General features: G+C 64.0%; 20 protein-coding genes. 17 read left to right on the top strand and 3 right to left on the bottom strand.

Annotated features, from left to right (window positions below; all coding sequences use genetic code 11):
• Positions 1 to 252 precede the first annotated feature (252 nt).
• From ACO1P8_RS25185 to ACO1P8_RS25155, 7 genes are all read left to right on the top strand, one after another.
• On the top strand, positions 253 to 1,149 hold the full coding sequence (locus ACO1P8_RS25185; RefSeq protein ID WP_486298572.1) for a LysR family transcriptional regulator: 897 nt from the start codon (positions 253 to 255) through the stop codon (positions 1,147 to 1,149).
• Between the two features lie 94 nt (positions 1,150 to 1,243).
• Positions 1,244 to 2,593 (top strand): MFS transporter, encoded by a 1,350-nt coding sequence (locus tag ACO1P8_RS25180; protein ID WP_486298571.1) that lies wholly within the window; start codon positions 1,244 to 1,246, stop codon positions 2,591 to 2,593.
• Positions 2,593 to 3,693 carry a M14 family metallopeptidase gene (locus ACO1P8_RS25175; RefSeq protein ID WP_486298570.1) on the top strand — a complete coding sequence of 367 codons (1,101 nt, stop codon included), beginning with the start codon at positions 2,593 to 2,595 and terminating at the stop codon, positions 3,691 to 3,693. The genes ACO1P8_RS25180 and ACO1P8_RS25175 overlap by 1 nt, the downstream gene beginning before the upstream one ends.
• 109 nt (positions 3,694 to 3,802) lie before the next feature.
• Positions 3,803 to 4,591, top strand: coding sequence for an SDR family NAD(P)-dependent oxidoreductase (locus tag ACO1P8_RS25170; RefSeq protein ID WP_486298569.1), 789 nt, complete (start codon positions 3,803 to 3,805; stop codon positions 4,589 to 4,591).
• 25 nt (positions 4,592 to 4,616) lie between these two features.
• Positions 4,617 to 5,849, top strand: a complete 1,233-nt coding sequence (locus ACO1P8_RS25165) for an ABC transporter substrate-binding protein (RefSeq protein ID WP_486298568.1) — start codon at positions 4,617 to 4,619, stop codon at positions 5,847 to 5,849.
• Positions 5,849 to 6,847: an alpha/beta fold hydrolase gene (locus tag ACO1P8_RS25160; RefSeq protein WP_486298567.1), complete on the top strand. Its 999-nt coding sequence runs from the start codon at positions 5,849 to 5,851 to the stop codon at positions 6,845 to 6,847. The genes ACO1P8_RS25165 and ACO1P8_RS25160 overlap by 1 nt, the downstream gene beginning before the upstream one ends.
• A 276-nt stretch (positions 6,848 to 7,123) precedes the next feature.
• Positions 7,124 to 10,348: an autotransporter outer membrane beta-barrel domain-containing protein gene (locus ACO1P8_RS25155; protein WP_486298566.1), complete on the top strand. Its 3,225-nt coding sequence runs from the start codon at positions 7,124 to 7,126 to the stop codon at positions 10,346 to 10,348.
• Here ACO1P8_RS25155 and ACO1P8_RS25150 read toward each other — a convergent pair.
• Positions 10,336 to 11,091 carry a hypothetical protein gene (locus ACO1P8_RS25150; RefSeq protein ID WP_486298565.1) on the bottom strand — a complete coding sequence of 252 codons (756 nt, stop codon included), beginning with the start codon at positions 11,089 to 11,091 and terminating at the stop codon, positions 10,336 to 10,338. The genes ACO1P8_RS25155 and ACO1P8_RS25150 overlap by 13 nt on opposite strands.
• A 302-nt stretch (positions 11,092 to 11,393) precedes the next feature.
• Between ACO1P8_RS25150 and ACO1P8_RS25145 the strand changes: the two genes are divergently transcribed.
• Positions 11,394 to 12,218, top strand: coding sequence for an alpha/beta fold hydrolase (locus ACO1P8_RS25145; RefSeq protein ID WP_486298564.1), 825 nt, complete (start codon positions 11,394 to 11,396; stop codon positions 12,216 to 12,218).
• Positions 12,215 to 13,258, top strand: coding sequence for a 2,5-dihydroxypyridine 5,6-dioxygenase NicX family protein (locus tag ACO1P8_RS25140; RefSeq protein ID WP_486298563.1), 1,044 nt, complete (start codon positions 12,215 to 12,217; stop codon positions 13,256 to 13,258). The genes ACO1P8_RS25145 and ACO1P8_RS25140 overlap by 4 nt, the downstream gene beginning before the upstream one ends.
• 60 nt (positions 13,259 to 13,318) lie before the next feature.
• On the opposite strand, the gene ACO1P8_RS25135 is transcribed toward ACO1P8_RS25140, so the two are convergent.
• Positions 13,319 to 14,089 (bottom strand): IclR family transcriptional regulator, encoded by a 771-nt coding sequence (locus ACO1P8_RS25135; protein ID WP_486298562.1) that lies wholly within the window; start codon positions 14,087 to 14,089, stop codon positions 13,319 to 13,321.
• 138 nt (positions 14,090 to 14,227) lie between these two features.
• Here ACO1P8_RS25135 and ACO1P8_RS25130 point away from each other — a divergent pair, with 138 nt between their 5' ends.
• Genes ACO1P8_RS25130 through ACO1P8_RS25100 form a run of 7 tightly spaced genes read left to right on the top strand, consistent with a single transcriptional unit; the run spans position 14,228 to position 21,642 of the window.
• The gene (locus ACO1P8_RS25130; RefSeq protein ID WP_486298561.1) at positions 14,228 to 15,202 is read left to right on the top strand and encodes a Bug family tripartite tricarboxylate transporter substrate binding protein; all 975 of its coding nucleotides are present in this window, start codon (positions 14,228 to 14,230) and stop codon (positions 15,200 to 15,202) included.
• A gap of 15 nt (positions 15,203 to 15,217) precedes the next feature.
• Positions 15,218 to 17,539: a xanthine dehydrogenase family protein molybdopterin-binding subunit gene (locus ACO1P8_RS25125; protein ID WP_486298560.1), complete on the top strand. Its 2,322-nt coding sequence runs from the start codon at positions 15,218 to 15,220 to the stop codon at positions 17,537 to 17,539.
• An 11-nt stretch (positions 17,540 to 17,550) separates the two neighbouring features.
• Positions 17,551 to 18,348, top strand: coding sequence for an SRPBCC family protein (locus tag ACO1P8_RS25120; RefSeq protein WP_486298559.1), 798 nt, complete (start codon positions 17,551 to 17,553; stop codon positions 18,346 to 18,348).
• Positions 18,348 to 19,211 carry an FAD binding domain-containing protein gene (locus ACO1P8_RS25115; protein ID WP_486298558.1) on the top strand — a complete coding sequence of 288 codons (864 nt, stop codon included), beginning with the start codon at positions 18,348 to 18,350 and terminating at the stop codon, positions 19,209 to 19,211. Before ACO1P8_RS25120 ends, ACO1P8_RS25115 begins: the two co-directional genes overlap by 1 nt.
• On the top strand, positions 19,208 to 19,708 hold the full coding sequence (locus tag ACO1P8_RS25110) for a (2Fe-2S)-binding protein (protein WP_486298557.1): 501 nt from the start codon (positions 19,208 to 19,210) through the stop codon (positions 19,706 to 19,708). Before ACO1P8_RS25115 ends, ACO1P8_RS25110 begins: the two co-directional genes overlap by 4 nt.
• Positions 19,709 to 19,716: 8 nt before the next feature.
• Positions 19,717 to 20,937, top strand: coding sequence for an FAD-dependent monooxygenase (locus tag ACO1P8_RS25105; RefSeq protein WP_486298556.1), 1,221 nt, complete (start codon positions 19,717 to 19,719; stop codon positions 20,935 to 20,937).
• A gap of 3 nt (positions 20,938 to 20,940) precedes the next feature.
• Positions 20,941 to 21,642, top strand: a complete 702-nt coding sequence (locus ACO1P8_RS25100; RefSeq protein ID WP_486298555.1) for an isochorismatase family protein — start codon at positions 20,941 to 20,943, stop codon at positions 21,640 to 21,642.
• Positions 21,643 to 21,724: 82 nt separating this feature from the next.
• On the opposite strand, the gene ACO1P8_RS25095 is transcribed toward ACO1P8_RS25100, so the two are convergent.
• A complete protein-coding gene (locus tag ACO1P8_RS25095; protein ID WP_486298554.1) occupies positions 21,725 to 22,969 on the bottom strand; it encodes an alpha-hydroxy acid oxidase in 1,245 nt (414 codons plus the stop codon).
• Positions 22,970 to 23,074: 105 nt separating this feature from the next.
• Between ACO1P8_RS25095 and ACO1P8_RS25090 the strand changes: the two genes are divergently transcribed.
• Positions 23,075 to 23,342: LysR family transcriptional regulator (locus ACO1P8_RS25090; protein WP_486298553.1), on the top strand; the 268-nt coding region annotated here is incomplete at its 3' end.

Below are 23,342 nucleotides of genomic sequence, written 5' to 3'. Positions count from 1 at the left end.
GGCCTATCTTCCCTTGGCCAAAATACTGTGGTCCGCCCTGGGAACGTTCGCGATGAACGCAATGCTGATCGCCTGGCACAAGCCGGGACGATACAAAGGCTAGGCCGGGGACCCGGGGACGTGTCCATGCCAGCGCGGTATGGACAGTGGGAATAGCCCATATTGCCAGAGCGGCCAGATCCGGGGTAAACGAAAACCCCTAGCTGATACGCGAACGACCGAGATATCCGCCAGGCAATATCGAGGCAATACGTGAAAATCCATCAGCTCCGCGCGTTTCTGGCCGTATTCGATCATCGCAGCGTCAGGGCCGCCGCTCGCGCGCTTAACCTGACGCAACCCGCCGTTACCCAGGCGACCAGGGAGCTCGAGACGAGCCTCGGCGTACAGCTCTTTCAACGCGGCACCGCCGGCGTAGTACCCACGATCTTCGGCGAGGCACTCGAAAAGCGCGCAAGGATCATCTACTTCGACATAGAGCGGGCGGGTAACGAGCTGGACCAGATTCGCGATGGCTCGAAGGGCCTGGTTTCCATCGCGATTTCAACTGCCGCCGCCCTGGACGTGCTTCCCCCGGCATTCACGCATTTCAGGAAAAGCTACCCGCACGTCGAGGTGAAGCTGAACGAAGCCTCTATCCCATTCTCGTTGCCCAGGCTGATGAGCGGTGAGGTCGAGTTCATGGTCTCGCAAGTGCTTCCTGGAACATTGCCCGATTGGGAGGTGAGTGTTCTGTACAAAACCTCGATGATCGCCGCGGTGCGTGCCGGGCCCCCGATTCTCGAGTCCTTCAAGGATGCCGATCTGGCTGCGGCCGAGTGGCTCCTGCCATACGACAACGAAACCGGTCCGACACTTTTCAAGCAGCTCTTTGCCGACAGCGATACTCAGCCTCCCAGCCAGATCGTGACGTGTACATCGACCGCAATGGGCTTGCGACTGGTTGGAAACTCCGACCTTATCGGCGTTTTTGTCAAGACGATGGTGGCGAGCGAATTCCCCCATTACGGATTGGTCGAGTTGCCCCTTGAGCGCGCGCTGGCGCCCCTGGAAGTCTGCGTAGTGTCGAGAAAAAACGCCGTCCTGACGCCTGCTGCCCAGAATTTTCTCGACTGCTTGCGGTACTACGCCAATCGCCTTCAGGGGTGAGAGGTATTTCTTATCGCTTCCAACATGCGCTTGTCTTCTCGCCTGCCTTATCAAGGTCTAGCATCCCCAAAAAATCAAACTTACTGGGGAAAAGATGGACCAAACAACCACTGTCACACCACTGGGCAGGCGGCGAGCGATCGCAGCAATAACCGTAGGCAACGCTCTGGAATTCTACGATTTCACGGTCTACGGATTCATGACGAGCGCCATCGGGCGTATTTTCTTTCCAACGCTAAGCCCCTATGCGCAGATCCTGCTCGCGATCGCCGGATTTGGAGTGGGATTCGTGGCAAGACCGCTTGGCGGCATCCTGATCGGCAGTTATGCGGACAGGCACGGCCGCAAGAAGGCCATGGGACTGACGATCACCCTGATGGCCCTGGGGTGCGCAATGTTGGCGTTTGCCCCGACGCCTGCGCAAGTCGGCGTATTGGCGCCGCTGGTTATCGTCGCGGCCAGGCTGATCCAGGGATTTTCAGCCGGCGGAGAGGTCGGCGCGTCGACCACTTTCCTCGTCGAGTACGCCGGGCGGAATGACCGCGCATACATGGCCAGCTGGCAGGTCGCCAGCCAGGGGCTCGGCGTCATGTTCGGGGCCATCGTTGCCAGCTCGGTCATTTCTTATCTATCGGCGGATGCGCTGGATAGCTGGGGCTGGCGGGTACCGTTCGTCTTGGGCATGGCGATCGCGCCAATCGGAATGTATATCCGCCGCCAACTGCACGAAACGCATTCGGAAGACGACCCGGGGGCGGCTCAGACCGAACGGCGGGGCAAAATTCGCATTCTATTTTCCACTCACTGGCGTGAGTTGGTCCAGGCCAGCCTTCTGTTCGTCTCCTGCACAGTCGGCATTTATGTCATCGCCTTCTATCTGCCCACATACGCGGCCCGGGAACTGAAGCTGCCTGTACAGGTTGGGGTCTGGGCCGGCGTGGTTTTCGGCATCGTCAATTTCATCTTCGCACCGCTTTCGGGCCGGCTTGCCGATCGATGGGGGAGAAAGCCCACCATCCTATGGTCGCGCCTGTGCCTCCTGGCGCTCCTGTTCCCTGCATTCATGTGGTTGGTTGCCGAACCGTCCGCCACGAAACTGTATGTCTCGGTCGCCGTTCTCAGCGTGTTTCTGACCTCACAGTTTCCGGCGCTATTGGTCATGTTGACCGAGATGTTTCCCCGCCACGTCCGAGCGACCGGGCTGTCGGTGGTCTACAGCACCGTCGTCGCCGTTTTCAGCGGATTTTCCCCCTTTCTCCTTACCTGGCTTGTCCATGCGACCGGCAACATGTTTGCCCCAGTCTGGTACGTGCTGGCGATCACGTTGATCTCAACACTCGTCATATTCTGGATCGACGATCGCACCAGCGGCGACCTCGACGAGGTTGAGTCGGGCCATAAAGCAAGTGGCCTGCCCCGCAACGATGCTCTAGGGAGAGCCTGATGCCCGACGTAAACATCCCGAAGTGTTTTTCGGCCAGCTATCAGGAAGCAAGAGAAAAATTCCTGTCCGCCGCACATCGACGCGGCCTGGCCCCTACGGAACATATCCTGCCGGCAAGAAAAGGCTTGCACGGCGAGACGCTGGCCACCGACATCGTTTGGATAGGCCCTGAAAACGCCGGAAAGCTGGTAATCGTGACGTCAGGAATACATGGGGTCGAAGGCTACTGCGGGTCTGGGTGCCAGATTGCCTTATTGCACGATGACGCCTTGCTGGCCCGCGCGCAGGATCTCGGTATCGCGATTGCCATCGTCCATGCCGTGAATCCGCACGGCTTCTCGTATGGCCGTCGGGTCAATGAAGACAATATCGACCTGAATCGAAACTTCCTGCGGTTCGATGGCGGACTTCCAGAGAACAAGGAATACCGGGAGCTCGCCGGCATCCTTCTTCCGCCCACCTGGCCCGCCGATGAAGATAATGCTGCTCGTCTGGCACGCCGGATTGCCGAGATCGGGGAAGACAACTATGGCCAGATTCTCTTCAGAGGCCAATACGATGAGCCGAAGGGTCTTTTCTTCGGTGGCACATCCGCAAGCTGGTCGAATTCGGTGATCCGTGATTTCCTTCGTATCCGGGCGAGCGTGTCACGGCAGATTGCCTGGATCGACCTTCATACCGGACTCGGCCCGAGAGGCAACTGTGAAAAGGTGTTCATCGGCCGAAATGAGGAGTTCCCGATCGCGAACGCGTGGTGGGGAGCGGACGTCATATCGCCAGTCCGTACCGATTCGGTCATGTTCGAAATCGATGGCCCCATGCTGCGGGCATTGAACGAAGAATGTTCCCGCTCAACGGGTGCGACGATCGCGCTGGAATTCGGCACAGTACCGCTGATGCGCATGCTCGAGGCGATTCGCGCAGACCACTGGTGCTACATGAACCGGGAACCGGAGCATTCCGCCCTGCGCAATCAAGTACGCGACGAACTCAAACGGAGTTTCTTTATCGCCGAAGACGACTGGTACGGAATGGTCGTCGGCCAATTCAGAACGGCCCTGACGCAAAGCCTGCTAGGTCTGGGCACCCCGTCTTTTTGACCCATTCGGTTCCGGCCGGGGGGATATCGGCAAGCGCCAAACTCGGGCACACTCGGCAGATGCACCAGGTTCAGCAGAGCCGGGGCAACATCCCTTACCGAGGTCTCCCATGGACTATCAACTGAAGAACAAGCAGGCCCTGATCAGCGGTTCGACCAAGGGCATCGGGTTTGCATCCGCGCTGGCCCTGGCGCGCGAGGGCGCGCACGTCATCGTGAACGGCCGTACCGACGCCTCGGTCACCGATGCGATTGCCCGGCTGAAGGCGGCAGTGCCCGCGGCTGACGTTACGGGTTTCGCCGGCGACCTGTCCAAGCCCGACGAGATTGCAAAGCTGGTCGGCCGTCATCCGGATATCGATATCCTCGTCAACAATCTCGGCATCTTCGATCCGAAACCCTTCGAAGAGATTCCCGACGAAGACTGGCAACGCTTCTTCGATGTGAATGTCATGTCCGGCGTACGGCTGTCCCGCGCTTACTTGCCCGGGATGAAGCAGCGCAATTGGGGCCGCATCGTTTTCATCAGCAGCGAGAGCGGAATCCAGATCCCCGTCGAGATGATTCACTACGGCATGACCAAGACGGCCCAACTTGCACTGTCGCGCGGCTTGGCGGAGTCCTGCGCCGGCACGGGAGTCACCGTCAATTCCGTGCTGCCCGGCCCCACGAACTCGGAAGGGGTAAGCGACTTCGTCAACAAGCTGTCCGGCGGCGAGCCGTTCGAGAAGTTCGAGAAGACATTCTTCGAGCAGGCACGCCCGACGTCCCTGTTGAAGCGCTTCATTACCCCGGAAGAAGTCGCGAACATGGTGGCCTACGTCTGCTCGCCTGCCGCATCGGCAACGACAGGCGCCGCGCTTCGCGTCGATGGCGGCGTCGTCAGAAGCGCATTCTAGAGAATATCCAGGAGGAGATCCGGACATGAAGATCGGAAAAAAACAAAAACAGCCCGGCAAACTTTTGCGCGCAATCGTGCTGGCCGCCGCAACGCTGTGCACGGGCACCGCCAGCGCGGATGACAGCCAGGGCATCAAGATCGGCGTGCTCACGGATATGGCTGGCGTGACGTCCGATGCCACCGGCAAGGGCTCGGTCGAAGCCGCGCGCATGGCCATCGAGGAAACCGGCGGCACGCTGCTGGGCAAACCCGTCACCCTGGTCTATGCCGACCATCAGCACAAGCCCGATGTGGGCAGCAGCATTGCCCGCACCTGGTACGACACACAGGGTGTGGACGTTATTGTGGACGTGCCCAATTCCGCCGTGGCGCTGGCCGTCCAGGCACTGGCCGCCCAGAAGAAAAAGCTCTTGCTGATCTCCAGCGCCGGCACGACTGCAGTCACCCAGGCCCAGTGTTCTCCCTACACGGTGCAATGGACCTACACCACTTATGCCCTGGCGCGCGGCACGGCCAGCGCGGTGGTGCAGGAAGGCCTCAAGAGTTGGTTCATCCTGGCCTCCGACTACGCATTCGGGAAACAACTGGCGGCCGATACCTCCAGCGTGGTGAATGCCAATGGCGGCAAGGTGGTCGGTACGGTCTACCATCCGCTGAACGCATCGGATTTCGCCTCGTTCCTGTTGCAGGCGCAATCATCGCGGGCGCAGGTTGTCGCATTGGCCAATGCCGGGGGAGACACCATCAGCGCGATCAAGCAGGCAGCGGAGTTCGGCATCGTGCAAGGCGGCCAGAAGCTGGCGGCCATGCTGCTGCTCGACACGGACGTCCACAGCCTGGGCCTGCAGGCCGCGCAGGGAACGTACCTGACCATGCCGTTTTACTGGAACCAGAACGATGGCACGCGCGCCTTCAGCACCAAGTTCCAGGCGCGGGTGGGACATCCCCCGACCTTCCTGCAGGCGGGCGTCTATGGCTCGGTCCGGCACTATCTGCAAGCCGTCAAGGCCGCCGGCACGACCGACTCCGACGCCGTGATGCGCAAGATGAAGGAACTGCCCATCGATGACGTTTTCAGTATGAACGCGCGTATCCGGGACGACGGCCTGGTCGTGCGCGACATGCTGCTGGCTCAGGTCAAGCCCCCCGCCCAGTCCACGCAGCCCTGGGACTTCTACAACATCTTGCGGCGGATCCCGGGCGACTCGCTGGCATGGCCGCTCGCCGATAGCCAATGTCCGCTGGTCCGCAAGTAATGTCGACAACCGGGAAGTCCACGATTCCGCTGCGCGACTTCGGCAGCTTTTATGCCGGTGGCCGGCCGCTGCACGTCACGGGCGAGCCGGCACGCACGGTCGCTTTCACACGCACTGCATCGCTCCCCTACGATCCCAACGGCCACTATCACATCGAACATGCGTACGTGCAGTACTTCATTCCTGCGCAATTGAGTCAACCCTTGCCGCTGGTTCTGCTCCATGGCGGCGGCATGACGGGCGCGATGTGGGAGCAAACGCCGGATGGGCGAACGGGCTGGCTGCAGGCTTTGCTGCGGCTGGGCCACGCGGTCTACGTGGTTGACAACGTCGAGCGCGGACGCGCGGGCTGGGTGCCGTTCGTTAGCGTATGGCCGGAGGCGCCGATCATCCGCAATGCCGAGGAATCGTGGTCCCTGTTCCGCTTCGGCGCCGCGGCCGACTACCCGCAGCGCAAGCCGTTTCCGGGGCAGCGCTTTCCGACGCAGGCGATGGAAACTTTCATCCAGCATGCCGTGCCACGCTGGCTGGGTAACAACGATATCGCGCTGGACGCCTTTTGCGCAGTCCTGGAGCGGATCGGTCCGTGCATCGTGGTAGCGCACAGCCACGGCGGCGAGGTCGCCTGGCGCGCCCTGCAGCGCTGTCCCCAGCTCGTACGCGCGGTGATCGGCATCGAGCCGTCTGGCTTCTCGGAGCACATCGACGCGGCCGCCGTGGAGGGCAAGCCTTTCCTGTTCGTCTACGGGGATTTCCTGGATGCCACCCCGCTATGGCGCGACCTGGTGGCCGCGGGCCACGCCTATGGCGATCGCCTGGCCGGCCACGGCGGGAAGGTCAGCCGCTGGCTGCTGGCGGAACAGGGCGTGCGCGGCAACTCCCACATGATGATGATGGACGACAACAACGACGACATCGCCGCCAGGCTTTCCGGCTGGGTCCGCGACCATTGCGCGCCCAGTGGCACGGCCGGCGCGTTCTCGAACGCCGCCGTTTGAAGGGTGGGGCGTCAGGAACCGCCCCGTGCCTGGCCGGCTCCGTCTTCACGACATCCCTGACGTCCTCCAGCACAGGCGCCGTCCAGCCCAAAGGCCGCGCGAACGCGCCGGCCAGCATGGCGGGTGTAGCCCCCTGCCCTGCCCAGCCAGCCTCACGCAAGCGGCGGCGGGCGCCAATTTTCAGTTTCTTGTAATTGGTTTCAATTGAAACGTTTACTAAAATTTCTTTGAACGCATGGCGTCCCTCCTCGGCGCCACGTATCAAGGTAGAACCGAGTGCCGTCCAAACCTGCCCGCACTGCGCGCGCACGCCGTAAGGCGTTTCTCCGCTTCTCTTCCCGCGCCCTTCTCGCTCCGGCAGGAATCGGGATAAGCCTGGCCACGGCGCCGCTTGCGCATGCCCAGACCACCATCAGCGCGGACCTGAACTCCACCTATCTCCTGGACTCATCGACCACCAGCCTGACGGTGAACCCGGGCGTGCAAGTCATAAGCGCCTCCGGTGCCGGCATCGAAGGGGATGCCACCTCTGCCGTCGGCCTCTCCCTGATCAATCACGGCACGATCAGCGGTTTTGCCGGCGGCGTTAACCTCACCAATGCCGCCACGGTGGTCAACGACGGCCTTATCTCCGGCACCTCCGGAGTCACGCTCACGGGCGGGGGCAGCCTGGCGAATACGGGGCTGATCCAGGGAGGATCCGGCAACGCCATCCTGCTTAACGGCGGCACGATAACGAACGGCCCGGCGGGAAGCATCGGCACCGGCACCATCCAGTCCGTGTTCAACACCGCCATCCAATCGGCGGCGAACCCGGCGTACATCACGAACTATGGGACGATCCTCAGTGCAACCCAGGGGGCCATTGCGCTGGATGCCGGTGGAACGGTGACGAACTACGGGGCCATCCAGGCCGGCTCCGCCAGCCAGGCGGCGGTGTCGTTTGGTGCCACGGGCGGTACGTTGAAATTGGAAACCGGCTCCTCGGAGCTGGGCAACCTCGTCGGCGGCGGCAACGGCGTGCTGGTGCTGGAAGGCACGAACACGCTCGGCAACTCAGCCAGCGGTTGGTCCAACCTGACCATGGCCGGCACGGACTGGACGCTTACCGGCAACATATCGGCGACCAACACCGAGGTCCAGGCGGGAACGCTGCGCGTCAACGGTATGCTGACCAGCGGCGCCACCCAGGTCGATACGGGCGCGACGCTGGCCGGCACGGGATTTGTCGCGGGCGACGTCACGGCACAATCCGGCGCCGTCGTCATGCCCGGCGATGGCAGCACACCCGGCTCGCTGTCGATCGCGGGCAACTATACACAGCAATCCGGCGCGACGCTGACCATATTCACGACGCCGGCCAGTGCCTCCTTGCTGAACGTCATTGGCGGGTCGGCCACGCTGGGCGGCGTGCTGCTGGTGAAATCGACCGGCACGTATACCCACCCCTCGAACTACATCATTCTGACCGCGAGCGGGGGCATCGCCGGCACTTTCAGTTCGGTCACGGACACAAACCCCGGCCTGGTCGCCTCGCTGACCTACGACACCGCCAACAGCCGCGTAATCCTGCTGCTGGACAAGCAGGCCACCTGGACGACCGGCGATAACAACGTCACGTTCAACAGCGACATCACCGACCCGCAGGACGGGCTGACGGGCAACGACACGCTGAACATCATCGATAACGCCAAGGTCACGGCCAATCTGTCCAATATCGATACCCTCAACATCGGCGATCTGACCTCGACGGTGTCCCAGGTCTCGCTCGATGCCGGCGCCCAAACCGTGGGCGCCACCCACATTTTCCCGAACGCGACATTGATTCTGAACGGCGGCCGATTCGCGACCGATTCGCTGGACCTGGCCGGCGGCACCTTGGCGTCGAACGTCGACTACACGCTGGGCGCTCCTGTCACGCTGTCCGCGAGCAGCGAGATCAACACGGCAAGCGGCCGTACCTTGACGCTCTCCGGCTATGTCTCCGGCGCGGGACAGTTGCTGAAGACAGGCCCCGGCATGCTGATCCTGAATGGCGCCAATACGTATGGCGGCGGCACCCGGGTGACCGCGGGGACGCTGGAGGTCGGCGATGCCGACCATGCAGGCGCGCAAGTCCAGGGCTTCGTGCGGGTGGATAACACCGGCACGCTGCGCGGCCATGGCACCGTGGCCGGCAACGTCGTCAATGAAGGCATCGTCTGGCCGGGCGGTTCCATCGGTACGCTGACGGTGGATGGCGACTACATGCAGTCGTCCAACGGCACGCTGATGGTGGACGTCAGCCCGGATAGCGCGTCGCAGTTGAAGGTGACGGGCACCGCATCGCTGGCCGGCGGATTGTCGCTGCTGTATGGCCCCGGCACTTATCACTCCACGACCTATCGCCTGGTCGACGCGGGTGCGATCGAAGGCCGATTCGCGTCAGTAACTGGCAACACGCCCGCCGGTTTCGCGCAGTCGGTTACTACGTCGGCCAAGACGGTGGATCTGACGCTCGCCGACGGTGACACGGCGGATACGGGCGGCGGCGATGGCGCGACCGTCGTGGCCCCAACCAACGCCACGATCTTCGGTGCCATCGGCGCGTCCGCACTGCGCGAAGGCCAACGCACGGCCGATACTTTGCTGGGCCGCCTCGCGCGCCCGTGCGTGGCCAATGCCACGGAAAACTGCGAGCGGCCGGCTTACCAGGGCTGGGTTCGAGCAACGTCCGACACCACGCACCAGCATGGCAACAACGGCGCGCCGGGCAACACCGATGAACGCTATGGCCTGCTCGTCGGCGCCGATCACAATATGGGACCGTGGGCAGTCGGTGTGGCCGCGGGCTACAGCCATGGCGATGTGAGGGAAGGCACCGATGCCAGCGGCAAGATCGATACCTTGCGCGTGGCGACCTACGGCAGCCGGCAGCTGGGTGCGGTCAACGTCGCCGGCATGATCGGCGGCGCGTACGACTTCATCTCGTCCCGCCGCAACTTCGGCGACCTGGGCACCGCGCGCGGCACCGACGACGGACAGGAAGCGCAGGCCGGCCTGCAAGCCAGCCTGCCGCTGCGGGCCGGGCCCACGGTGATCACTCCGAGAGTGGGACTGCGCTATCAATACTTCCACGGCAACGCGTTCGGCGAACGCGGGCTCGACAGCCAAAGCCTATCGGTGGGAAGCCAGGATCTTCACAGCCTGCAACCGTACGTGGGCATTACCGCCGACTATGGCTTCAACGGCTTGGGCGCCAAGCCGGCGCATTTGCAAGGCCGTATCGCTTACGCCTACGAAACGCTGGATACCAGCCGCGCCGTATCGGTCACGTCGGCGGACGGAACAGGATTCTCCGTTCCCGGCGCCACGCCCTCGCGCGGCATGTTGACCGCCGGCCTGAGCCTGAGCATGCAGGTCGGCAAGCAGTGGGACGTGGCGGCGAGCTACGACACCTTGTTCCGCACGGGCAACACGTCCGGGCAGACATTCCGCCTTAACGCTGCCTATCGTTTCTGAAGAGGCGGGTACGCCGCCGCGGCCAGCGCGCGCGACAGGTAGGCGTCGTAAGCCGACTGGCATGTCGTCTCGCTGGCGCGCGCCTGGGCACGGATGTACATCGCCGCCGGTGTGACGTTGGATGTATTGAATATGCTCCGGTTGCCGCGCAATGCGATGTGATCGGCCGCCTCCTGGGTAAGATCGGGCCCGCGGGTGGGTTGCAAGAACAAGGCGATCAAGCCCAGCGGCAACCGTGATGGCAGGGCACGCAAGGCATTGCGGCTGGCGTCGAGAATCCGCAGGCCCGCCGGCAAGGTTTCCGGCAGTGCCGTCAGGCTGTTGTACGAAACGTCCAGCCTGTCCAGCTTGCCTGGGAGAATGTCCGGCAAGGCTTCGAGTTGGTTTTGGGCGACCAGCAGCGTGTGGATCCCGCACGGCAACATCGGCAGGCTGGTCAGGCGGTTCCTGGATAGATTGAGTTCGGCGACGTTGGGCAGAAAAGGCGGCAACTGCCGCAGGCCCAGGTTGCTCAAGTCCAGCTTGCCCGCGTCCCCCTGCGCCAGGGCGGCATCGATACGGCGTCGCGCTTCGGCCCGCTTTTCGCCCAGGCCGGCCTCGCGCACGTAGGTGTCCAGCACCGCGGCAATCCGCGCCCGCAGCCTGGCCGCGCCATCGTCCAGCGACTCCCTTGCCAGCGTGGGGACGGCTTCCACCGCGTCCAGCAGGGCTTCGGCTTTTTGGGCCGCGCCAACCGCGGTCATGGATGATGCGCTCGCCGCGTCAACAGAGATCGGAAAAGGAGGCACGGGTGCAATCGAAAAAGCATAGGGCAGCGATGTTAGGGTGGTCATCGATCTCTATCGGCCTGAGACGGTTACGGGAAACAACCGCCATCAGTTGCCCGCAGTATCGGCGACGTTCCCCTTGCTCACTATTGACGGCCGCTTTCTGTTTGATAGAATATCGTTCTACTGTGCATAACGTAGCCAGCAATGCGTGAGAGGCATGCATCGCGCACAATGGCTCCGCGAAGGGCTGCGGCAGGCACTGCCAAGGACGAAGTGTGATTCAGCGAATAGGCGCGCATATCCGGGCGAACGGCATCCGGCAACATTACCTGCACTTTGCGGGCAACGGCCCCGCCGTGCTGGTTGTCCCGGGCATCGTCAGCCCGGCGATCCTCTGGAGCCACATCGGAAACTGGCTGGCCGATCGCCATGACTGCTATGTCATGGACGTCCGCGGCCGCGGGTTGAGCGAGGCGGGGCCGCATCTGGACTATGGCGTCGATGCATGCGCGCGCGATGTGGTGTCGTTCATCCAGGCAAAGGGGCTCGATCGCCCGATCGTGCTGGGCCACTCCATGGGCGCAAGGATCGCGCTGCGCGCGGCGGTGCAGGCACCTGGGGTTTTCGGCGGGCTGGTGCTGATCGACCCACCGACCAGCGGCCCCGGCCGGCGGCCCTACCCCATCCCCAAGGCAAGGACCGTAGGCCTATTGAAAGCCGCGCATCGCGGCGAAGCCATGCAAGCCATACAAGGCGGCAGCGCCGCGCCATGGCCGGACGACCTGCAGCGGCTCCGCGCGGAATGGCTATCCACATGCGATGAACGCGCCGTGCATGTGGCCTACGACGACTTCCACAACCAGGACATCTTCGCCGATCTCGCGCGGACCCAAGCGCCCGTTTCCCTGCTTTGCGCCGGAGAAGGCGGCGTCGTATCCGAAGACGATGTCGCCGAGATGAAGCAGTTGCGCAGCGATCTGAACGCCACACGCTTGCCCGGCGTCGGCCACCAGATGCAGGCCGAGAACGTCGAAGCGTTCCAGCACGCCCTGGCCGGCATTCTTTCCAAGCATATCGAAACAGAGGGGAACCCCGGTTGAAAGTCGACGCGGAAGTACTGGAACTGTTTACCAGAGAGCTGACGCTTTGCGGCGTCAAGACCGGCGAGTCGCTGATCGTATTGACCGCCGGGGATGAATGGCAGGAGAACGCCTTCGCGTTCATGGCTGCTGCCCAAGCCCTGGGCGCGAAGACGTTCAATCTGAACGTACGCCGCGAACAGCAGAATGCGGTTGGCGTGCAGGGTCGCCATCCGCTGGTGGGCAACGAACTCGCCATGCGCACGCTGAAATCGGCGGATATGGTGATCGATATGGTGGGGCTGCTGTTTTCACGCGAGCAGGCAGAGATCCAGGCCGCGGGCGTGCGGATCCTGCGGGTGATGGAGCCGTTCCATGTGCTGAAACAGATGTTCCCGACGGAAGATCTGCGGCGGCGGGTCGAATATGCCAAGGGCATCATGGAGAAAGCCAGGCAGTTGCGATTCACTTCCGCCGCCGGCACCGATGTGACGTATCAGTTGGGCCAGTACCCGGTGATTTCCGAATACGGCTATACCTTCGAGCCCGGCCGGTGGGATCACTTCCCGTCGGGCTTTTCGTTCACGCAGGGAAACGATGGGGGCGTGAACGGCACGGTCGTGCTGCAGCCGGGCGATATTCTCTGCGCCTTCAAGAAGTACGTAGAGTCGCCGGTGACGTTGAAGATCAAGGATGGATATGTCGTCGACATAGCCGGATCAGGCATGGATGCGCACCTGATCGATAGCTACATCAAGAGCTTCCATGACGATCGCGCTTATGCGATTTCTCACATCGGCTGGGGGCTGAACGAGAAAGCGCGGTGGTATCAGTTCTCGGTCACGCGCCAGCTGCAGACCGAGCATGTGATGAATGCGCTGGCGTTCTATGGGAACGTGCTTTTTTCGTTGGGACCTAACCTGGAGGTCGGCGGGGACAACGATACGGCCTGCCATCTGGATCTGCCGATGCGCCAATGCAGCCTGTGGCTGGACGACACGCAGATTTTGCAGGACGGCGATGTCGTCCACCCCGAAATGCGCGTTGAACGTCATGCTTGAACGATCCGCGCGCGCAACGCGGCAAGGATCATGAATACCGGGCGGCATGGCGCCCGGCCGCTATCCGCGCGTCGTCTCGCCCACAGCGGCGGCCCGGGTCTTGGCGTGCCAACTATCGAATATCGACGCATCCCCGCCCAGCCGGCGCGTCAGATCCGCCGCGGCAGCCAATAGACGTGCCGACATGGAAGGCAGCAGCTCGACCGAGAACCGCGCCGCCGGACCGGAAAGCGCCAGCGCGCCGCGCAAATGCTTTTGCGGTCCGAACACAGGCGCGGCGATCGCCGCGATATCCGGTTCGCGCTCGCCCACGGTGATGATGTAGGGCTGCTCCGGCGTCCTGGACGGCGGCGTGATCGTGGGGTCGAAGGCGGTCAGAACCCTGCCGGCCGCGCCCTTGTCGAGCGGCACCAGATCGCCGGTACGAATGTGATCGCGGATGGAGCGCGGCGAATCCACCCGGAAGAGACACACCCGGTGATTGCCTTCCCGCGTGAAGAAAGAAGCGCCCTCTTCGGTCTCCTGCACCAGCCTGCGCAGGATGGGCGGCACATGGTCGTCCAGCTTCAGGGCCGACTGATACAGCCCGCCCCAATGCAAGAGCATCGAACCGAGCTGATAACTGCCGTCGTCCAAGCGCACGATGCAGTGTTCCTGGACCAGTGTCGTCAGCAGACGCAGGATGGTGCTCTTGTACATCCTGGTTCGCCGCGCGAGCTCGTTCAGCGTCAGCGAGCTGTCGCCCGCGTGGAAGGCGTTGAGTATCGCGATCGCCCGTTCCACCGCCGCGACGCCACCCTGCTTCGTGTCGCTTTCCTGTTCTTCCGACATTTATTTGCTCGATTCAGTGCATGTCCTAGTTGACATTGTAGCGTACCGTCCAACAGAATAACGTTCTTCTAAACAGAACGGACGCATATGGGAGCGCATGCCGATGCCCTGTCCGGCAACCTTCAAGGGGAGTTAACGATGAGCAACCCAGGTTTGAAAAAGGCCTTCGCCAGCCTCGCATGTGTTCTTTGCCTGATGGGCACGGCCCAGGCCGACACGTACCCCAGCAAGCCGATCACGATCGTGGCGCCCTACCCGCCGGGCGGCGCCACCGACTTGTATGCCCGATCGGTCGCCGCGGGCCTGAGCACGCTTGGCCAATCGGTGGTGGTGGACAACCGCGCCGGCGCTTCGGGGATCATCGGCGCCGACTACGTCGCCCGAACTCCTGCCGACGGCTACACGATGCTGATCGGCGCTTCTTCCATGTTCTCGATCCTGCCATTGCTGAGCAAGCGCATGGACGGCGTTTATCAGAAGATCGAGCCGGTCTCCATCCTGGGCTTCAATCCTTCGTATGTGGTGGTGCCCGCCACGCTGCCGGTGAACACCATCCAGGAACTGATCGCCTACCTGAAGAAAAACCCCGGCAAGTTCGGCTACGGTTCGGCGGGCACGGGAACCTCGCAGCACGTGTTCATGGAGCTGTTCAAGCAGCGCGCGGGCGTCGATGTGTTCCCCGTGCAGTACAAAGGCAGCTCGCCCATGGTGGTGGACCTGATCGCCGAACGCGTCGTGATGGCGATCGAGCAAGGCCCCGCGGTGCTGTCGTACATCAAGTCGGGCAAGCTGAAGGCGCTGGCAGTGACCACGGCCAAACGCTCCGAGGCCTTGCCCGATGTTCCCACCCTGGCCGAAAGCGCGCTGCCCGGCTTCGAGGCGGTGACTTGGTTCGCGCTGTACGCGCCGAAGGGCGTACCCCAGACCGTGCTCGACAAGGTCGTCCCGCAAATCGCAAAGACCATGGGGTCCAAAGAGACCCGGGAACGATTGGGCGCCGTCGGCGTGGAGCCCGCGTCCAGCAGCCCGGAAGCCGTGGTCAAGCGCCAGGCCGCCGAAACCGCCTTGTGGAAAGACGTGATCGCGCGTTCCAAGATCTCGCTCGAAGACTAAGCCCGGACATATCCCATGCATTCCAAGCAGTTCTCCTTGAGCGCCGAACCGCGCGCCGATTATCTGGAGAAGGTCACCGGCGCGGCCGTCTATGCCAGCGATGTCGAGGTGCCGGACATGCTGCACGGGAAGATCCTGCGCAGCACCGTGCCGCACGCTCGCATCGCCAGGCTGGATACGAGCGCCGCGCTGGCGATGCCTGGCGTGGTGGCCGTGCTGACGGGCGAAGACCTGCGGGATATGCCGGGAACGGAGATCCGATGGGGCTTGTCGCTGCGCGATCGCCCGGTGATCGCGCTGGATAAGGTGCGCTACGTGGGCGACCCGGTCGCCGCGGTAGCGGCCGTCGACGAGGCCACGGCGGAAGCGGCGCTCGATGCCATCGTCGTGAGCTACGAAACGCTGCCGCATTCCACGACCGCGCAGGAGGCGCTTGCGGAAGGCGCCGCGCTGATCCATGAAGAGATGGATGTCCTGAAGGACTATTACTTCCGCGGACATTGCACGCCGACACCCGGGACCAATTGCTTCCAGCAATGGGCTTATGAAAGCGGCGACGTCGACAAGGTGTTCCAGAACGAGCGGAACGAGGTAAGGGTGTTCGAAGATACCTTCACCTTCCCGATGGTCTTCCACTATGCGATGGAGCCCCACGTCTGCCTCGCGCACTGGAAACCGAACTCGCTGGAGATATGGAGCGGCGGCCAGACGCCGACCGCCATCCAGCGCGTGTGCTCGGAAATACTGGGCGTGCCGCTGGCGTGCGTGCGGGTGCATTCTCCTTACGTCGGCGGCGGCTTCGGCGGCAAGGCGTCGGTAAAAATCGATCCGCTGGTGGCGGCGCTGTCGTGGAAAGCCCGGGCTCCGGTGCGTGTCTGCCTGACGATCGCCGAATCCATGCTGACGTGCCGTCGCCTGGACGCGGAGGTAACGCTGAAGACCGCCGTCGAGAAAAGCGGCAGGATCGTCGCCAAAACGGTGCGCGCGGTCGTGAACGGTGGCGCCTACGCCGACACGGGCCCGTCGATCGCGGTAAAGGCCGCAATCCGCGCGATCGGGCCGTATCACATTCCGAATCTGCGCCTGGAGGCCGTGGGCGTTTATACGAATACCGTGCCCGGCGCGGCGTTCCGTTCCATCGGCGGCCCGCAGGCCGTGTGGGCGACCGAGTCGCAGATGGACATCATCGCCGACGCCATGGGGCAAGATCCCATCGAATTTCGCATGCTGAACCTGGCGCGGAAGGGCCAGACGCTGAAGCACGACCTGCGGCCCCTCGATGTCGATATGCGGCGCTCGCTGCGTGCCGCCGTGGATACGCTGAAGAAGCTGCCGGAACCCCGGCATGCGGGACGGCGGGGGTTGGGCGTGGCGGTGGGCGCGACCGACCCCGGCATCATGCCGGTGGGCGGCGCCATCGTGCGGCTGCGCGCGGATGGCTCGGTCAATGTCTCGGCAAATACGGTCGAGATCGGACAAGGCAGTCGCGGCGTGCTGCGCATCATCGCCGCCAGGACGCTGAACCAGCCATTGCGGATGATCGCCGTGGCACAGCCGGATACGCTGCAGGCGCCCTATGACTGGGGCACCGGCGCCAGCCGCTCGACCGTCATCATCGGCCTGGCCGTGCAACTCGCCTGCGAGGACATCCTGCGCCAGGTGCGCGATATCGCCGCGCAGATGCTGGGCGGATCGCCCGACCACTACAAGCTGGCGGAGGGCGCGGTCGAAGGGCCGGACGGCGCCATCCCCTTCATTGAACTGCTGCGCCGCTTCAACGGCATGGCCGCCGGCGAATTCCTGGGCGTGGGACGCGTGGATCCGAACACCAAGGATGGCGCGTTCAAGCTGCAGCCCCTGTTCTGGGAAACCGGCGCGGGCGCGTTCGAGATCGCGGTCGACGAAGACACCGGTGCGATACGCATCCTGCGCGCGGGCGGCGCGGCCGACCTGGGCCACGTGATCAATCCCAAGGCGGCGGAAGGCCAGGACGAGGGCGCCATGGTGATGGGCCTGGGGCACACGCTGTCGGAGGAATACATCTACGAAGACGGCCAGGTCGTGAACGGGACGCTGTTCGACTACAAGGTACCGACCATGGAGGAAGTACCCGAACACGTCGGCACCGCCTTGATAGAAAGCGGCGACGGGCCCGGCCCGTTCGGCGCGCGCGGCGGCGGCGAAGGCGCGATCCTGCCGGTGGCACCCGCGGTCGCCAACGCGCTGTTCCAGGGATGGGGGATACGGTTGAAAGAGCTTCCACTGACCCCCGAACGCGTCTGGCGCGCGCTGCGCGACAAGAACCTGAAAGACAAGCCCGATAACTCCGATAAATAGACACCGACGCCATGGACTTCAGAATCGATGCATTGCTGCCCGCGACGGCCTCGCAGTTGTGGGCCATCTTCTTCGACGTAAAACGGGTCGCCACGCTTATCCCCGGCTGCGAGAACGTCGAGGAGGTCGAAAAACTAAAGACCTTTTCCGCGGTCATGCGGCAGAAGATCGGGCCATTCAAGCTGGAGGTGCCGACGCAGATCGACATCGAATCCTACGAGATCGAACGACAGGTCGCGCTGAAAGCGCTGGGTACCGACAAGGCCACGGGCACGACCATCGACGTCAGGATGGTGGTGAATCTGCAGGAACAGCGCGACGGCCAGGACGTTCTGTGCAAGCTGGACGTCGGCGCCAGCATGCAGGTTGCCGGCCGCCTGGCGTCGCTGGGCTACCCCATCGTCCGCAAGCGGTCGGAGCAGTTGTTCGCCGAATTCGAGGCGCGCTTGCGCGCGGAGCTTCAGGGCCTGGACGGCAGCGCATCCGGGACATACGCCGCGACGCATGACGCGCCTGCCACAACGGCGGATGCGGTCGCCGGCCCCGCCCGCGCGCAAGACGCGGCCGCCGAGCCGCCGCCGCGCCACCGCTCCACGCGAAGCATCGAGCCCGGCCACGCGGCGCCGCCCCGGACTGCCGGCAGGACCGGCGTCACCGAACTGGTCTTCCTGTGGCCGCGGCTGGGCATCAACGTCGCCGTGGCCGTCGGTGTGGCCCACGGCGCGGTCGCATTCGGCGAATCGCCCTGGTGGTGGCTGGCCGCTCCCCTGCTGGGCGTGGCCGCCAGCCTGGGCAGGCGGAGTGACTGATGCGGCCCAAGAAGTTCTTTTTGCACCGGCCCCAGGACCTGGATGAAGCGATCAGGCTGAAGAAGGAACATGGCGACGCCGCGACCTTCCATGCCGGCGGCACGGAGCTGCTGGTCGCGCTGAAGGCGCACGTGCTGCGTTATGAACACGTGATCGACCTGAAGCAGATCCCGGCATTGAAAGGCGTGCGGCTGAGAGACGATGGCACGCTCTCGATAGGGTCGCTGACATCGCACGATTCGCTCGCCAACGATCCGATCATCCGCGAACGGCTGCCGGGGTATGCCGAGCTTAGCGAACACGTCGCCAACATCCGGGTACGCATCGCCGGCACGCTGGGCGGCGTCCTGTGTTTTGCCGAACCGCACGCGGATGCGCCCACCCTGCTTTGTGCGTTGGACGCCTGGATGGTCCTGCGCGGCCCGAATGGCGAGCGCGAAGTGCCATCGCGGGACTTTCATGTAGGCGAGTTCATGACGGCGCGCGATGACGACGAGGTCCTGACCTCGATAGAAATCGCGCCGCCGTCGGCGGGGACACGATCGGCCTATCGCTCTTTCGGCCATACCGAACGGCCGGCGGTCGGTGTGGCCGCCGTCTGGTCGACCGACAACCCGCAACGCCTCAGCCTCTGGGCGGGCGCGATCTCCGCCAGCCCGGTATGCCTGGCACGGGCGGAAGATGCCGCCGCCGCACTTCCCGCCGATCTGCCGTCAGAGGATACCTGGACACGCCTGCGGAGCGCCGTCGCGGCCGACGCGCAAGCGATAGAGGCCCACGACGACCTGCACGGCGGGGCCGATTACAAGCGCCATCTCGTTTCCGTTCTCGCCGAACGGGCAATCAAGGCCTGCCTGCCATGAGCCATACCGAACCCGATATCCCCCTGATGCGCGTGGACTTCAAGCTCAACGGTGCCGCCACATCGGTTGACGTCGAGCCATGCGAGATGTTGATCGACGTGCTGCGCGAAAGGCTGCGGCTGAAAGGCACGAAGCGGTCCTGCGACGTGCAGGTATGCGGGGCCTGCACCGTGCTGGTGGATGGCAACCCGACGTCCAGCTGCACGACGCTGTGCGCCGATGCGCACCGGCGCGAGGTCACCACCATCGAAGGACTGGCCGACGGCAAGCGGCTGGATCCCGTGCAGCGCGCCTTCATCGCCCACGGGGCGTTGCAATGCGGCTTCTGCACGCCCGGGATGATCCTGGCCGTCAAGGCCATGCTGGCGCGCCACGATCACCCGTCGGAGGAAACCGTGCGCCACTATCTGCGCGGCAACATCTGCCGATGCACCGGCTACGTCAAGATTCTCGAGGCCATCATGGACCTCGTCCGGAACCCACACAATTATCAATAGGAGGATCCATGTCCAACTCCACGAATACCCGGCCGCGAAAGCGCGTAATCATCGCGGGTGCCGGAATGGGCGGCCTGACGCTGGCGCTCGCACTGCTGAAGAAAGGCTTCGACGTCGATATCTACGAGCAATCGCCGGAGCTGCGCGAAGTAGGCGCGGGATTGTGGATCTCCGCCAACGGCGCCAAGGTAATGGCGGCACTGGACCTAAAAGAGAAACTGGAGGCCATCAATTTGCCGCCGCAGGACCGCCTGATCCGCTACTGGAAGACGGGCGAAGGAAAATCCGTCTACAACCGCGGCGATGCGCCCTCCAAGGCGGACCATACGCTGATCCAGGTACTGCGCGCGGAATTGCAGCGCGTGCTGTATGAAGCCGTCATTGCGCTCAAGCCGGACGCGGTCCATTTCGGCGTACGCTCGATGGGTGCGGATACGATCGATGGGCGCGCGCGCCTGCTGCTGGACGACGGCAGCCATATCGAAGGCGACGTGGTCGTCGGCTGCGACGGTGCGCATTCGCGGGTCCGCCAATCGTTGTTCGGCCCCGCGCCGGCACGCTACACGGGCGCCCTGGCCTGGCGCGGCCTGACACCCATGGACAAGCTGAAGCCGCAGCATCGCGAGCCCCTGGCGTCCACATGGGTCGGACCCACCGCGCATGTAACGACCTATCCCGTCCAGCGCAATGGCGAGCAATTCGTCAGTTTCTCGGCGCAGGTCGATAGCGATACATGGCATACCGAGTCGTGGTCGGAAAAGGGCGACCTGGCCGATGCACTGAAGGACTTCGACGGCTGGCACCAGGACATCATCGATTTGTTCGTGGGCTCGGAGAACCTGTTCCGCTGGGGACTTTTCGTGCGCGACCCGCTGGATAGGTGGTCGGAAGGCCAGGTCACCCTGGTGGGAGACGCCTGCCATTCCATGACGCCCTACCTGGGCATGGGCGTGAACCTGACGATGGAGGACGCCTATGTACTCGCGCGCTGCCTGGAGCAGGGCGGCGACGATATCCCCCAGGCCCTGAAGCGCTACGACCGCGCCCGCGTGGAACGCGCGAACCGCACCAAGGCCGAATCGCTGAATATGTTCGGCATCTTCCATAGCACCGAGCTGCGCGATAGCGAAACCGCGTGGCCCTACATCAACACGAACTGGTCGATGCAAGCCGTGCGCGAACGCTACGACTGGCTGCTTCAGTACGACGCGACGACGGTGGAGATTTGAATCATGACTGAAGCGGTGCAACAACGCGCGCGTCCCTGGGATGGCATCATTCCCGCCAGCGAACTGGAGATCTATCGCAAGGCAGGCTGGGGAGCGCCCACGGGTATCGGCCGGTGGCCGGCCCTGCTGGTCATCGATGTGCAATACCGGTCGATGGGCTACGAGCCTCAACCTCTGGAACAGGCCATCGAAACCATGTCTACCAGTTGCGGCGAATACGGGTGGCGGGCCGTACCGCACATCGCGCGGCTGCTGGCTGCCTTCCGCCAGATCGGCGCGCCGGTGCTGTATCCGCATGTCGCGCCGAAGCGGTCGCATGATCGCGGGCAATTCGAAGCCAAGGTACCCGGCGTCATGGACGTGCCCGCGCCGGACTACGAGTTCGTCAAGGACGTGGCGCCGTGCGAGGGAGACATCCTGATTCCCAAGCGCCAGGCGAGCGCCTTTCACGGCACCTCACTGGCCAGCTATCTGGTGGGGCTGCAGGTGGATACGGTGGTGGTGACTGGCTGCACCACGAGCGGCTGCGTGCGGGCCACCGTCGTCGATGCGTGTGCATTGAACTACAAGGTAGTCGTGCCCCAGGACGCGGTGTACGACCGCTCGCAAGTATCCCACGCGGTAAACCTGTTCGATATGGCCAGCAAGTATGCGGACGTGATGCCGGCCGCGGACCTGGCCAAGCTGCTGCAGGCACCGCGCTAGGGCATCTCCGGGCCGGATGGCGGCGAGGCGTCCATACGCACTGCGCGGCATGGATGCTCCCGCTGCCGCCCAGGCCCGGCTTTCACTCCTGGGACCGGCATGCGGCTTTGTGGAGCAAGGCGTCGCGGCCCAGCTCCGCCCATGCCTTCACGCCCAGCATGACCATGTCCCGGTCGATCTCCGTCCGCAGCAGGTCGATGGCATGCCGCACGCCGGCTTCGCCCGCTACCGCGGCCGCGTAGTTGAAAGGCCTGCCCAGGAAAGCCATGCGCGCGCCCAGCGCCAGCGCTTTCAACACGTCGGAGCCCCGCCGGAAGCCGCCATCGATCATGACAGGGTAAGCGGGTCCAAGCGTGTCCACCACCCGCGCCAGCACGCGCATCGGCGAGGCCGCGCCGTCGAGCTGGCGGCCGCCGTGATTCGAAAGAATCACGCCATCCGCGCCGATCTGTCGCGCGATGCGCGCGTCCTCCACGCTGAGAATCCCTTTGACCACCAACGGCCCTTGCCAGCGGCGCCGGATCGCGGCCATGTGATCCCAGCTCAGGTTATCGCGAGCGGAGAAGTCTCTCAGGACATTGGACGAAAGGATAGGGGCGCCGCGCGTGGCGAAGGAATTTTCGAAATGCGGCATACCGTGCCGCGCCAGCGTGGGCAGGACGGTCTTCAACAACCAGCGTGGGCGTACCAGGCCGTCCCAGGCCAGGCGCAGGCTGGGCCGCAATGGCGTGGAGAAGCCGGTGCGCACATTGTTCTCCCGGTTGGCCGAGATGGGGATGTCCACCGTCACCACCAGGGTAGTGAACCCGGCGCGGGCCACGCGATCGATGAGCGCATCGATGCGCGCCTGGTCGCCCGGCAGATAGGCCTGGAACCAGGTGCCCGGGCAAGCCTGGACAACCTCTTCCATCGGGACCAGCGACGTTGCGCTCATGATCGCCGCGATGCCGGCCGCGCGGGCGGCGCGCGCCAGCACCAGATCGCCGCGGTAGGTGGACAGCGCCGCGATGCCCATGGGCGCGATCCCGAAGGGCGTCGCGTAGCGCTCGCCGAACAGTTCCACCGCCTGCGACCGCTGCGACACATCGCGCAGCACCCGGGTCACGAAGGCGTATTCATCGAATACCGCGCGGTTGTCGTCGCGCGAGGCATTCTCCTCCGCCGCCCCGGCGATGTAGCCGAAGATGGGGCGCGGCAGGCGCCGACGCGCGGCGTGCTCGAAATCCCCCAGCGACAGCATGCGGGCCAGGATGGCGGGCGGCCGGGGACAAGGCGGGGAAAGCGCCGCGCGCGGGCTGGCGGGTGCGGATTCGGGAGCGGAAGGCATGGCGTTCGTCGGCGATGAAGACCGGGAGCTACTTTATGCCGGGCTTGTTTACGCTAAAAGCGATATATTTCGAACTTCTTATTTCGCTTTTTTCGAAGCCGACCCATGGCCCTGCCTTCCGTCAAACAGCTGGAAGCATTCTGGTGGGCGGCGCATTGCACCAGCTTTGCCACCGCCGCCGAACGCATCCACCTGTCGCTCTCGGCCCTGTCCAAGCGGCTGAGCGAGCTGGAATCCGCCGTCGGCCAACCGCTGTTCGATCGCAGCGGCCAGAAAGCCATCCTGACAGAGACGGGACGACGCCTGCTGCCCGTCGCCTTGCAGGTGCTGGACGCGGCGGCCGCCTTTGAGCGGCACACGGCCGACACGCCGG

It is taken from the genome of Bordetella sp., assembly GCF_057362025.1.
This window is presented reverse-complemented; position numbering and strand designations above follow the sequence as displayed.